Source organism: Lientehia hominis, from assembly GCF_021044755.1.
Lineage (GTDB): Bacteria > Bacillota > Clostridia > Lachnospirales > Lachnospiraceae > Lientehia > Lientehia hominis.
This window is the reverse complement of record NZ_JAJNOR010000002.1, coordinates 22,037-35,113: the sequence shown is the minus strand read 5'-3', so window position 1 is coordinate 35,113 and position 13,077 is coordinate 22,037. Positions and strand designations below refer to the sequence as shown.

Annotated in this window: 11 protein-coding genes; 10 read left to right on the top strand and 1 reads right to left on the bottom strand. The window is 47.1% G+C overall.

Annotated features, from left to right (window positions below):
• The first annotated feature begins 29 nt into the window (after positions 1-29).
• A complete protein-coding gene (locus LQE92_RS05040) occupies positions 30-479 on the top strand; it encodes a DUF1934 domain-containing protein (protein ID WP_147596030.1) in 450 nt (149 codons plus the stop codon).
• Between the two features lie 37 nt (positions 480-516).
• Here the strand turns inward: LQE92_RS05040 and LQE92_RS05035 are convergent, their stop codons facing one another.
• Positions 517-1,257: a pseudouridine synthase gene (locus tag LQE92_RS05035; RefSeq protein WP_231061912.1), complete on the bottom strand. Its 741-nt coding sequence runs from the start codon at positions 1,255-1,257 to the stop codon at positions 517-519.
• A 188-nt stretch (positions 1,258-1,445) separates the two neighbouring features.
• On the opposite strand from LQE92_RS05035, the gene LQE92_RS05030 reads away from it, so the two are divergent.
• The 9 genes from LQE92_RS05030 to LQE92_RS04990 all read left to right on the top strand — a co-directional run bounded on the left by LQE92_RS05030 (position 1,446) and on the right by LQE92_RS04990 (position 13,003).
• Positions 1,446-2,192, top strand: a complete 747-nt coding sequence (locus tag LQE92_RS05030) for a DUF1653 domain-containing protein (RefSeq protein ID WP_231061911.1) — start codon at positions 1,446-1,448, stop codon at positions 2,190-2,192.
• Between the two features lie 151 nt (positions 2,193-2,343).
• The gene (gene rpsL, locus LQE92_RS05025; protein WP_147596027.1) at positions 2,344-2,757 is read left to right on the top strand and encodes a 30S ribosomal protein S12; all 414 of its coding nucleotides are present in this window, start codon (positions 2,344-2,346) and stop codon (positions 2,755-2,757) included.
• Between the two features lie 154 nt (positions 2,758-2,911).
• Positions 2,912-3,382 carry a 30S ribosomal protein S7 gene (gene rpsG / locus LQE92_RS05020; RefSeq protein WP_231061910.1) on the top strand — a complete coding sequence of 157 codons (471 nt, stop codon included), beginning with the start codon at positions 2,912-2,914 and terminating at the stop codon, positions 3,380-3,382.
• A gap of 15 nt (positions 3,383-3,397) precedes the next feature.
• Positions 3,398-5,515: an elongation factor G gene (gene fusA, locus LQE92_RS05015; protein ID WP_231061909.1), complete on the top strand. Its 2,118-nt coding sequence runs from the start codon at positions 3,398-3,400 to the stop codon at positions 5,513-5,515.
• 116 nt (positions 5,516-5,631) lie between these two features.
• Positions 5,632-6,819 carry an elongation factor Tu gene (gene tuf / locus LQE92_RS05010; RefSeq protein WP_231061908.1) on the top strand — a complete coding sequence of 396 codons (1,188 nt, stop codon included), beginning with the start codon at positions 5,632-5,634 and terminating at the stop codon, positions 6,817-6,819.
• A 931-nt stretch (positions 6,820-7,750) separates the two neighbouring features.
• On the top strand, positions 7,751-8,998 hold the full coding sequence (locus LQE92_RS14520) for a DUF6273 domain-containing protein (protein WP_231061907.1): 1,248 nt from the start codon (positions 7,751-7,753) through the stop codon (positions 8,996-8,998).
• A 122-nt stretch (positions 8,999-9,120) separates the two neighbouring features.
• Positions 9,121-9,408, top strand: coding sequence for a hypothetical protein (locus LQE92_RS05000; protein ID WP_231061906.1), 288 nt, complete (start codon positions 9,121-9,123; stop codon positions 9,406-9,408).
• A 264-nt stretch (positions 9,409-9,672) separates the two neighbouring features.
• Positions 9,673-11,574 carry a beta-glucoside-specific PTS transporter subunit IIABC gene (locus LQE92_RS04995; RefSeq protein ID WP_231061905.1) on the top strand — a complete coding sequence of 634 codons (1,902 nt, stop codon included), beginning with the start codon at positions 9,673-9,675 and terminating at the stop codon, positions 11,572-11,574.
• Positions 11,564-13,003: a 6-phospho-beta-glucosidase gene (locus LQE92_RS04990; protein WP_231061904.1), complete on the top strand. Its 1,440-nt coding sequence runs from the start codon at positions 11,564-11,566 to the stop codon at positions 13,001-13,003. Before LQE92_RS04995 ends, LQE92_RS04990 begins: the two co-directional genes overlap by 11 nt.
• The last annotated feature ends 74 nt before the right edge of the window (positions 13,004-13,077 follow it).

Sequence of the window (13,077 nt, the reverse complement as noted above, 5' to 3'; positions counted from 1 at the left end):
CCGGCCTGGGCGGCCGGGAGGGAGAATACATGCAGAGAGAGGTATTGATATTTCTGGTGAGCGATCAGACCGGAGGCGCTGTGGAGCAGGACAGGATCGAGGTGATTACTGCCGGCCAGTATTTTTATAAAAATGGCAAGCATTACGTCATCTATGACGAGATTTCAGAGGAGAGCGGCCAGACTGTGAAAAATATCATCAAGATCTACGACGGAGGGACGGAGATAATCAAAAGCGGAGATTCCAGCGTCCATATGGTCTTTGAGGAACACAAGAAGGATTTTTCCTATTACGATATGCCGTATGGGAAGATGTTTGTGAGTCTGGAAACGAACCGGCTGGATATACGGGAAGAAGAGGACCGCATTTCCGTGAAGATTGATTACCGGTTAGAGATCGATTATCAGCACATGGCGGACTGCCTTGTGGAGATTCGGATAGAATCAAAAGAGAACTGCAAAATGAATTTGGGCCGATAAAGCGGCGGATATTAGAGAGTGAACGGCTTGTGCCTGTTCACTCCTTTTTTAACGCCGCTGTTTCTTCCGGTGTGAGAGGGCGGTAGCTTCCCTCGGCCAGAGAAGCATCCAGCTTCAGGCTGCCCATGGAAAGGCGTTTTAAGTACAGCACGGGCATGCCGACAGCCTGGAACATACGTTTTACCTGATGAAATTTTCCTTCATGGATGGTCAGCTCCACCTCCGAGACAGGACCATCTGATTCTTGGGGAAAAAGGACTGAGATAAGCCGGGCCCTGGCCGGAAGCGTGAAAGATTCTTCACCTATGTCCAGTCCGGCCTCCAAAAGCTGAAGCTCCCTTGAGGTGACGATACCGGATACCCGGACAAAATATGTTTTATCCACATGATTTTTAGGAGACAGAAGGCGGTGGGCCAGAGGACCGTCGTTGGTGATGAGCAGAAGTCCTGTCGTATCCTTGTCCAGACGGCCGGCGGGAAAAAGGTTTTTGCCGGGAGCGTCTTTTAGGAGTGAGAGGACGGTAGGTGCGGTATTGTCATCGGTGGCGGAGACATAGCCTGCTGGTTTGTTTAACATATAATAATAGAAGGAACACACAGAAGATACAGGCTTATCCTGGCAGAAGATCCTGTCTTGTTCTGCGTCGATCTTCTGCTCCGGCTTTCCTCCGGTTTCACCGTTTATAGAAATAAGTCCTTTTTTTATAAGCAGTTTTACCTGGCTGCGGGTACCAAGGCCGGAATCGGCCAGGAATTTGTCGAGGCGCATGATCTTCATCGGCAGCTCCTTTCAGGATAATCCATGGATTTGACAAATTCACTATAGCAACAGGCGGACGGGATGTCAAGCGAGGCCTGGACGGACCTTTTGATTGACGGAGATGGAGGATTAGAGTAAAATGGGAAAGCAGGTAAAGTTCCGGGGCACAGCCTCCGGAAGCCGTCAGGAGAGGAGACAGAACGGATATGGCAGAAAGAATACCGAAACCGGGAGAGTTTTACAGGCATTTTAAAAATAAGATGTATCAGATCGTGGCAATCGCGGAACACTCTGAAACGGGAGAGACTTTGGTGGTCTATCAGGCCCTGTACGGAGATTTCCGTATATTTGCGAGGCCATTAGATATGTTCGTCAGTGAAGTGGATTCTGATAAATATCCCAAGGTATCCCAGAAGTACAGATTTGAATTGGTCACTTCGCCGGAGGAAACGGACAAGAACGGACGCAGGGATGCGGGACAGGAAATCTTAAGGGAAAAAGAAAGGGAATCCAGGCTGGAAACGTGGAAATCCGGGAACAGGGAAGGCGGCGGTACTGAACCAGAGGACGGAATCTGTGATCTGGAGGACTACGGAGAAGCGGAACTGCTGTCAGATCAGGAAAGCGTCGTGATACCCAGAGCGGGGCGCGCGGAAAAGGAAGAGGATGAGCTGTGGGAATCTCTGACTGATGAGGTAGCCCAGGCGGCGGGCCATCAGGACGAGGCGGAGAGCGTAAGCCCCAGATTCCTGGATTTCCTGGAGGCGCGTACCTTTGAGTCCAAAGCTGTGATCCTGGAATCGATGAGGGAGGAGCTGGACGATGAGATGATCGACGGTCTTGCCCTGGCAGTCGATGTGGAAATACCGGAGGGGCCGCTGGAAGGGCGGTATCGTCAGCTCAGGCAATGCCTTCAGACCATGGCCCGATATGAGGACGAAAGGCTCCGATGAGTACGGATTGCCTTGATTTTACAGGGGATTTCCCATATTTATCTTGACAATCAGAACTTCCCTATATATAATAATATGGCGTGCATAAAAACGTATGCAGTTTTTGTGCACGAAAATCAGAAATTTACCAATATTACAGGAGGTGAAAAACATGCCCACATTCAACCAGTTAGTAAGAAAGGGTAGACAGACATCTGCAAAGAAGGCAACCGCTCCCGCATTGTTAAAGGGATATAACTCTTTAAAGAAGAGAGCGACTGATGAGGCGGCTCCTCAGAAGAGAGGCGTCTGCACAGCAGTTAAGACGGCTACCCCCAAGAAGCCTAACTCAGCACTGAGAAAGATCGCCAGAGTACGTCTTTCAAATGGTATCGAAGTTACAAGCTATATCCCCGGAGAAGGCCACAACCTTCAGGAGCATAGTGTTGTGCTCATCAGAGGCGGCAGGGTAAAGGATTTACCCGGTACCAGATACCATATCGTAAGAGGAACACTTGATACGGCAGGCGTTGCAAACAGACGTCAGGCCCGTTCCAAATACGGCGCGAAGAGACCGAAAAAGTAAGGTGATCAAAGTCAGCATTGATTTGTATTAGTGCACGGAATGTAGCATATTTTTCCCTGTAAGACGGGTTCGAAATAGTTATCCAGACCGAGCGCGAACATACAAAACGTGTGAGTACCGAGGATTTAATTTATTAATTAAGGAGGGAAGTAACGTGCCACGTAAAGGACATACCCAAAAAAGAGATGTGTTAGCAGACCCGCTTTACAACAATAAGGTTGTTACGAAGTTAATCAACAATATGATGTTAGACGGCAAGAAGGGTGTTGCTCAGAAGATCGTATACGGAGCGTTTGACAAGGTTGCCGAAAAGACAGGCAAGCCTGCGATCGAAGTATTTGAAGAGGCAATGAACAATATTATGCCTGTGCTCGAAGTAAAGGCAAAGCGTATCGGCGGCGCAACCTATCAGGTTCCCATCGAAGTTAAGCCGGAAAGACGTCAGGCGCTGGCTCTGCGCTGGATCACTCTCTACTCCCGCAAGAGAGGCGAGAAGACTCAGATGGAGAGACTGGCAAATGAACTTATGGATGCCGCCAACAACACAGGTGCAGCCGTAAAGAAAAAAGAAGACATGCACAAGATGGCAGAAGCGAACAAAGCATTTGCGCATTACAGATTCTAAAAGGAGGAAAATCCCTTGGCTGGAAGAGAATATCCATTGGAGAGGACCAGGAACATTGGTATCATGGCTCATATCGATGCGGGTAAGACCACTCTGACAGAACGTATCCTGTACTACACGGGCGTAAACTACAAGATTGGCGATACCCACGAGGGCACAGCTACCATGGACTGGATGGAGCAGGAACAGGAGAGAGGTATCACCATTACCTCTGCAGCCACCACCTGCCACTGGACTCTGGAAAAAGAAAACAATAAGATGCCGGGTGCTCTGGAGCACCGTATCAATATCATTGATACTCCCGGACATGTTGACTTTACCGTTGAGGTAGAGCGTTCCCTGCGCGTGCTGGATGGCGCCGTAGGCGTGTTCTGTGCAAAGGGCGGTGTGGAACCTCAGTCAGAAACTGTATGGCGTCAGGCTGATAAGTATAACGTGCCCCGAATGGCATTCATCAACAAAATGGATATCATGGGTGCGAATTTCTACAATGCGGTAGAGATGATCAAGACCCGTCTCGGCCACAACGCAGTGCCGGTTCAGCTTCCCATCGGGAAAGAAGATGACTTCAAGGGAGTCATCGACCTGTTTGAAATGCAGGCTTATATCTACAATGACGACAAGGGCGAAGATGTTGCGGTTGAGGCGATTCCCGAAGATATGAAGGAAAAGGCCGCAGAATACAGGACCGCGATGGTGGAAGCCATCTGTGAGACAGACGACGACCTGATGATGGAATACCTGGAGGGCGAGGAACCGTCCAATGAGGATTTGAAAAAAGCTTTGAGAAAGGCCACGATTTCTGTGGAGATCATCCCCGTGCTGTGCGGAACCGCATATCGGAACAAGGGCGTACAGAAGCTTCTGGATGCTGTTGTCGAGTATATGCCCGCTCCTACGGATATCCCCGCTATCAAGGGAACCGACATGGAAGGCAACGAGATTGAAAGACATTCTTCCGATGAAGAGCCTTTTGCGGCACTGGCGTTTAAGATCATGGCCGATCCCTTTGTAGGCAAGCTGGCTTTCTTCCGTGTGTATTCAGGCACCATGAATTCCGGTTCTTATGTGCTCAATGCCACAAAAGGCAAAAAAGAGCGTGTGGGCCGTATTCTGCAGATGCATGCAAACAAGAGGATGGAGCTGGAAAAGGTATATTCCGGTGACATTGCGGCGGCGGTAGGATTCAAAATGACTTCTACAGGCGATACGATCTGTGACGAACAGCATCCGGTCATCCTGGAGTCCATGGAGTTCCCGGAGCCCGTTATCGATATTGCCATTGAACCCAAGACGAAAGCCGGTCAGGATAAGATGGGCGAAGCTCTTGCAAAACTCGCAGAAGAGGATCCCACCTTCCGCGTTTCCACTAATAAGGAAACCGGCCAGACCATTATCGCAGGTATGGGCGAGCTGCATCTGGAAATCATCGTTGATCGTTTGCTTCGTGAATTCAAAGTAGAAGCAAATGTAGGAAAACCTCAGGTTGCCTATAAAGAAGGCTTTACCAAGACCGTTGAAGTCGACAGCAAGTATGCGAAGCAGTCCGGCGGCCGCGGCCAGTACGGCCATTGTAAGGTTCGTTTCGAGCCCATGGACGCCAACTCTGAGAAAACTTATGAGTTCACTTCCGCAGTGGTCGGCGGCGCGATTCCCAAGGAATATATTCCCGCTGTTGACGCGGGTATCCGCGAGGCTTCCAAATCCGGTATCTTAGGCGGATTTGAAGTGCTGGGCATCAAGGCAACCGTATACGACGGCTCCTACCATGAGGTCGACTCTTCCGAAATGGCATTCAAGATCGCCGGTTCCATGGCGTTTAAGGATGCGATGCAGAAGGGCGGAGCGGTGCTTCTCGAGCCTATCATGAGAGTAGAGGTTACCACACCTGAAGATTACATGGGTGATGTGATCGGCGACATCAACTCCCGCCGCGGACGTATCGAGGCGTTTGAAGATGTCAACGGTTCCAAGCTGATCAAGGGCTTTGTTCCCCTGGCCGAGATGTTCGGTTACGCTACGGACCTTCGTTCCAAGACTCAGGGACGTGCGGCTTACTCCATGTTCTTTGAAAAATATGAGCAGGTTCCGAAGAGCGTACAGGAAAAAGTTCTTGCCGAAAGAGGCAAATAAGGCTTGAAAAACCTATGGTTTTGCAATATAATGATACTCAGCTATGAAACATCGAAACGAAATAATAATAAAATGAGAGAGGCCCGTCAGGGCAAATTTTAAGGAGGACTTTTAAAATGGCTAAAGCAAAATTTGACAGATCAAAGCCCCATTGCAACATTGGTACGATCGGACATGTTGACCATGGTAAAACCACTCTGACTGCTGCAATCACAAGGGTTCTGGCAGAGAGAGTTGCCGGTAATGAGAAAGTAGACTTTGAAAATATCGATAAGGCTCCCGAAGAGAGAGAGCGTGGTATCACAATTTCTACCGCTCATGTAGAGTATCAGACGGCAAATAGACATTATGCACACGTTGACTGCCCCGGACATGCGGACTATGTAAAGAACATGATCACCGGTGCTGCTCAGATGGACGGTGCTATCCTGGTTGTAGCTGCAACTGACGGCGTTATGGCTCAGACAAAGGAGCACATCCTTCTGTCCCGTCAGGTAGGCGTGCCCTACATTATCGTATTCCTGAACAAATGCGATATGGTAGATGACGAAGAGCTGATTGAGCTGGTTGAGATGGAAGTTACCGAGCAGCTTGAAGAGTATGATTTCACAGACTGCCCCATCATCAAGGGTTCTGCTCTGAAAGCTCTGGAAGATCCCATGGGCCCTTGGGGCGACAAGATCATGGAGCTGATGGATACAGTAGACAGCTATATTCCCGATCCTCAGCGTGAAACCGACAAGCCTTTCCTGATGCCTGTTGAGGATATCTTCTCCATCACAGGCCGTGGTACGGTTGCTACTGGTAGAGTAGAGCGTGGTGTTATCCATGTATCTGACGAAGTAGAGATTGTTGGTCTGAAGGATGAGAACAGAAAAGTAGTTTGTACCGGTGTTGAGATGTTCCACAAGCTTCTGGACGAAGGCCAGGCTGGCGATAACATTGGCGCTCTGCTTCGTGGCGTTCAGAGAAATGAGATTGAAAGAGGTCAGGTTTTGGCTAAACCCGGTTCCGTAACCTGCCATAAGAAATTTACTGCTCAGGTTTACGTACTGACCAAAGATGAAGGCGGCCGTCATACCCCCTTCTTCAATAACTACAGACCTCAGTTCTATTTCAGAACAACCGATGTGACCGGCGTATGCAACCTTCCTGAAGGTGTCGAGATGTGCATGCCTGGCGACAACGTAGAGATGACCATCGAACTGATTCATCCCATCGCTATGGAGCAGGGTCTTACCTTTGCTATCCGTGAAGGCGGACGTACCGTTGGTTCAGGCCGTGTTGCTACCATCATCGAGTAATTTAATTTGTAAGATTATATAAGTGAACTAAAAGCCTCGGAAATGTGGATTTCCGGGGCTTTTTTTGACTTTCATTTTGCTTAAATCTAAAAGTGTGATGCTTTTAAGAAGAGAAACACTTGTTTATATTTGAATAGATATATCATGAATTCTGTGATATTATATTATTAACATAGTCGAAATGTGTATGTTATTTGTAATTAAATGTCTATATCCTATAGTTGATTAATTTTTGGGGGAGGAAGTGAAGCAGTATATGAGTGAACGTTATACAAGGCTTTTTAGCCTTCCGGAAAATCTTTATGTACAGAATTCTCCAATCATGATAGCGGCAGGGGCTTTGCTGAAAGACAATAAAACCGGAAGAGTTCTGGTGCAGTTAAAACTGCGCAGTTTAGTTTCCATAAAAATAAAAGCGGTGAAAGCAAAAGTTATATCGTTTGATGCTGCTGAGAGACCTTTGGGGAAGGCGGTCGTATACCAGTATCTTGACTTAGATGTGTGCCGCGATGCCGAATTTGGTCAGCAGTCTCCAATCATATTATCTGATGCGTCTGCTAGGGCATTTTCTGTTTCAGTAAATGAAGTGATATTTATAGATAACAGTGTCTGGAATTCTTCAGAAAAAGTCTGGAGGACGTTTCCTGTCCCTTCTCTGCTGATAAAAGAATTGGGAGACATAGAGCTTGTTAAACAGTACCGGCTGGAGACCAATACAAATGGATTTACTTGTCCGATTAAATTTGAAGATTTGTGGCAATGTACTTGCAGCGCCTATAATCATGTGGGTGAACCGGTGTGTCATCGCTGTGGTCATTCTCTGAATGAACTGCAAAAAGCGATGAACCGGGATAATCTGGTAAAGGCAAAAGAACTTCGTCTGGAGGAGGAAGAGCGGCTTTTAATTGAGAAACAGAAAGCTGATGAAAAAGTGGCTCAGGAAAAAGCGGCCGTTGAAAAAGCTCGGACAAGAAAGAGGAAAAAAGTCATATGGGTATCTGCAATAGCAGCATGTTTTATAATTATAGCGGTGATTATTGTTAGCAGAGTAGTGGTTCCTTTTGTTAAGAACGCCAGGGCGTATAAAGAAGCTTATGTATTTTTAGAGGAGGGGGCATATTCAAAGGCCCAGGCAGCGTTTTTGGCATTGGGCGGCTATAAAGACGCGGCGGAGCAGGCAGAGAATGCACATATCAGTGAGCTTGATGAAAAATATAATAGGGCCAGGGCTTTTTATGATAATGGACAGTATATCGAAGCCCAGAAGGCATTTCTTGAGCTGGGAGACTACAAGGATTCTGTGAAAGCCGCAGAGGAGGCGGAATCTGCGGGGATAGAAGAAAAATATAACAATGCAAAGAATTTGAGCGAGGAGGGAAACTACGCAGAAGCCCATGAGATTTTTTTGGAATTGAATGATTATAAAAATTCCGCAGAAGAGGCAGAGTTCGCACAAAAAGGCATGGATTACGACAGAGCACTGAGCTTGTGCGAGGAAGGCAATTTTGCGGAGGCACAGCGGCTTCTGATATCTTTGGGAGATTATAAAGATGCTGAAAAGCTTGCGTATGGAAAAGACTTTTTACAGGTGGGGTGTCATGTTCGGTTTGGACATTATGAGCAGGATAACGATTTAAACAATGGACCGGAGATAATTGAGTGGCGGATATTGGACAGGGATCAGGATAAGATTCTTGTTGTTAGTGAATATGTGCTGGATTTTAAACAAATGGATAGTGCTTTTCGTGAAGTAGAGTATTGGGGAGATAGTTCTCTTCGCAGTTGGCTGAATCAAGATTTTATAAATATTTCTTTTGTAGACGATGAAAAAGAAATGATTTCGCCAGTATCTGTAAAGAATCAAGTTTACAAAAATCATGTCACTGTGGGGGGCGGAAATACAGTAGATAAGGTGTTTTTACTGAGCATAGAGGAGGCAGAAAAATATTTTCTTACAAATGAAGAAAGAATATCCAGAGCAACAGCCTATACTAACGAACAAGGTATGTATTCGTATTCAGATAGTTCCTGCTTATGGTGGTTACGTTCACCCAACAATATAGGTTATGCCTATGTTTCTGCAGATGGCTCTATCAATGAAGGTGGAATTAATTGTTGGTCAGATTCGGGGGTCCGCCCTGCCTTATGGATTGATGTGAATCAGTTTTCAGAAATGTAATGTCCATATATCGATTAAATTTTAATTCTGCGGAAATGATTTTGTAGCGAAGTCCAGTCTGTCTCTGACAAGTGCAGACCTAAAAGAACATTGTTGTAATAATAAATAAAGGGGATTAGAAAATGGCTATAATAATAAGTACATTGATAGTAGCTTTAATTATTGACATCGTAATGGCAAATTTAATGCAGAAGGTGGCGTTTGCGAAGGGCTATGATACTAGTATTCATTCCTTTGCAATCTGCCTTTTGATTGGATTTATGGGGTATATATACGTGATTGCTCTGCCTGATCTTATAGCCAGAAAAAACCAGGAGGATATTTTAGAAGCGGTTAAAAATCAAAAAAATTCAATGGATGAAAATCTTTTGATTGTCAGAACGGCGGATGATGAATTGCCGCCATTGTAAATAAATCTTTGGAGTTCGATTGGTTTTTCAAACTAAATCTGTTCCAGATATCGAGATTTTTCAAATCCTTATTAGAAATACCCGGGACCGTTGGGATTCCGGGTATTTTAATTTCTGTAAAGATATACATAAAACTTCCATGATAGCGGCACACTTACTTTGTAGGAGCAGCAGAGGACAAAATGTGTACACACATACTTTTTGTCCCAGTGCGGCCATAGTATCGGAGATGAAATACAGTTAGAATAGGAGGAGATAGCTGGTATGGCTATTGATTATCGGAAAACAGCAGAGGCGCTGGTAGAGGAGCTTGGCGGTGACGGGAATATAATGAACGTCACACACTGTGCGACTCGTCTGCGATTTATTTTGAAGGATGAATCCGCTGTGGACGCGGGAAAGATATCGAAGATTCCCGGGGTGATCACGACTGTAGAAGCCGGAGGGCAGTTCCAGGTAGTGATCGGAAACCATGTGAAGGATGCGTATCAATACGTGATGGAACTGGTCTCTGTCGAAGAAAACCAGGGAACTGGACCGGCCAAGAAGGTTGGGATATTCAGTAGGATCATAGATATCATATCCAGTATTTTCGCGCCGTTTTTATATACGCTGGCAGCATGCGGTATCCTTCAGGGAATACTGGGGATTTTTGTAGCCCTGGACGCGATCGATACGGCCGGCGGGACTTATCAGGTCCTGAATTTCATATCCTGGACGGCGTTTACTTTTTTGCCGGTACTGATTGCCGTCACTGCCGCGAAGAAATTTGGCGTCAACATTTTTATAGCGGTCGTGATTGCCTGTGCGCTGGTTTCACCGGACTATATCAGCATGGTGAATGCGGGAGAGACGATATATTTCCTGGGTATGAGAGTTCAGCTTCTCAGCTATACTTCTTCCGTAATTCCCATTATTCTGTCCATATGGATCGCTTCTTATATACAGAAATTTTTTGACCGCTACCTGCCGGTCGTGGTAAGGAATCTGTTCACCCCCATGTTTACCATTGTGATCATGGTGCCCCTGACTCTTCTTGCTTTCGGTCCTATCGGAAATGCCATCGGAGGGGCCATCGGCGGAGTATATAATTATCTGTACCGGCTGAGTCCCATCGTGGCCGGAATCATAGTCGGCGGACTTTGGGAAGTACTCGTGATATTCGGCGTGCACTGGGGAATCACCCCGGTGACTGTCGGGAACTATGCTAGCTTGGGGTACGATACGTTTACGGGCCTGCAGGCGTCTGCGGTATTTTCCCAGGCCGGTGCGGCCCTCGGAGTATTCCTTAAGACAAAGGATAAGGACATGAAAGGAGTCGCCCTTTCTGCATCCGTCACAGGTCTGTTTGGCATCACGGAACCGGCAATTTACGGTGTGAACCTGCGGCTGAAAAGACCGATGGTCTGTGGCTGCATAGCTGGAGCAGTGGGCGGGGCAGTAGCCGGAGCCTTCAATGCGGTCTCCTGGAGCTACAATATGCCGGGCATCGCGACAATGCCCGCGTATTTTAAAGACGGCCACATGATGCAGTTTGCCGGGTTCGTGCTTTCCATTGTGATCGCGTTTTTGCTCAGTACGGTCCTCACTTATGTGGTGGGATTTGAAGAAGTATCTGCGGCCGGTGGGGAGATCGCGGAAGAACCGTCACGGGCAGAGGACGTTATTCAGGAAGAGACGGAAACAGAATCCTGGATTAAGATTGGCAGTCCTGCGAAAGGGAGCGTGATATCCGTAAAAGAAGTGAGGGATGAAGTATTCGCGTCAGGAGCGATGGGCGGAGGCGTGGGGATACTCCCTGAAGAAGGAAAGATATATGCGCCCTTTGACGGAAGGGCGGAGACTGTGTTTCCCACAGGCCATGCGGTGGGACTGGCGGCTGACAATGGGCTGGAAGCTTTGATTCATATCGGGATTGATACGGTAAAACTGGACGGAAAAGGTTTTCATGCTTATGTGAAGCCGGGTGATACCGTGAGAAAAGGAGATCTTTTGGTTGAATTTGACAGAAGGCAGATAGAAAAAGCTGGCTATGATTCCACCGTGATCTTTATCATTACGAATATGAATGATGTAAAGAAGCTGGAGATATGGACCAACAGACAGGCAGAAGCGCTGGAGACAGTCATGACTGCCGCACTTTTGGAGGGTGCAGATGAGGATTGAAAATAAGCTGCCGGAGGATTTTCTCTGGGGCGGGGCTGTGGCTGCCCATCAGGTGGAGGGCGCCTGGAACGAGGACGGCAAAGGCCCCAGTGTGGTGGATGTCCTGACGGCCGGCGCCCATGGCGTGGACCGGAAGATAACAGAAGAGGTGAAAGACGGATTTTATTATCCTAATCATGTGGCGTCTGATTTTTACCATCATTACAAAGAAGATATCAGGCTGTTTGCGGAAATGGGCTTCAAATGTTTCCGCACCTCGATCGCTTGGACGAGGATTTTTCCGAAAGGGGATGAACAGGAACCGAACGAGGCAGGGCTTCAGTTTTATGACGATCTGTTTGATGAACTCTTAAAATATGGGATTCAGCCGGTTGTGACCTTATCTCATTTTGAAATGCCGTTTTATCTCGTTAAACAGTATGGCGGGTGGAAAGACAGGAAGCTGGTGGATTTTTTTGTCCGGTATTCTGTGACAGTCATGGAGAGGTACAAGGATAAAGTGAAATATTGGATGACCTTCAATGAGATCAATAATCAGAAAAATTATCGTTACCCTTTATTTGGATACAGCTGTTCCGGGGTGATTTTCACAGAAGAAGAGAATCCGGAGGAATGTATGTATCAGGTGGTCCATCATCAATTGGTGGCGAGTGCGCTGGCAGTAAAAAAAGGACATGAGATAAATCCGGATTTTCAGATCGGCTGCATGATAGCGTTTGTTCCGCTCTATCCTTTTTCCTGCCGGCCAGAGGACATGATGTACTCCGTAGAAGCCATGCATGACCGGTATCTGTTTGGGGATGTTCAGGCCAGAGGAAAGTATCCGTCGTATATCCATAAGGAATGGGAACGCAAAGGATTCCACATCCATATGGAAAAGGAGGATGAAAAGATCCTGCGGGAAGGAGTCGTGGATTATGTCGGCTTCAGCTATTATATGACGAACGTGGTGGAAGCGGGAAAAGAAGAGGAAGGGAACGGTCTGGACGGATTTCTGGGCAGCGTGGGCAATCCATTCGTACCGAAGAGCGACTGGGGATGGCAGATCGATCCTGTGGGACTTCGGTACGCGCTGAACCTTTTGTATGAACGGTATCAAAAACCGCTGTTCATCGTGGAAAATGGGTTTGGTGCGATCGATAAGGTGAACGGTGACGGTACCATTGAGGATGATTACAGGATCGCATATTTGAAAGCGCATGTGGAAGAGATGAAGAAAGCGGTCCTTTTGGACGGTGTGGATCTGATCGGCTATACTCCCTGGGGCTGCATCGACTGCGTTTCCTTTACCACAGGAGAGATGAAAAAACGATATGGGTTTATCTATGTGGACCGGGATAATGAGGGAAATGGGACGCTGGAGAGAAGACGGAAGAAATCGTTCTTCTGGTATAAAAAGGTCATTGAGTCAGGCGGAGAGATCCTTTAGACAAGAGAAAGTGCAGACGGATGCTGCAAAATCTCCGGAAATGATGTATGATAGGATACAGAAAATACTGGAGA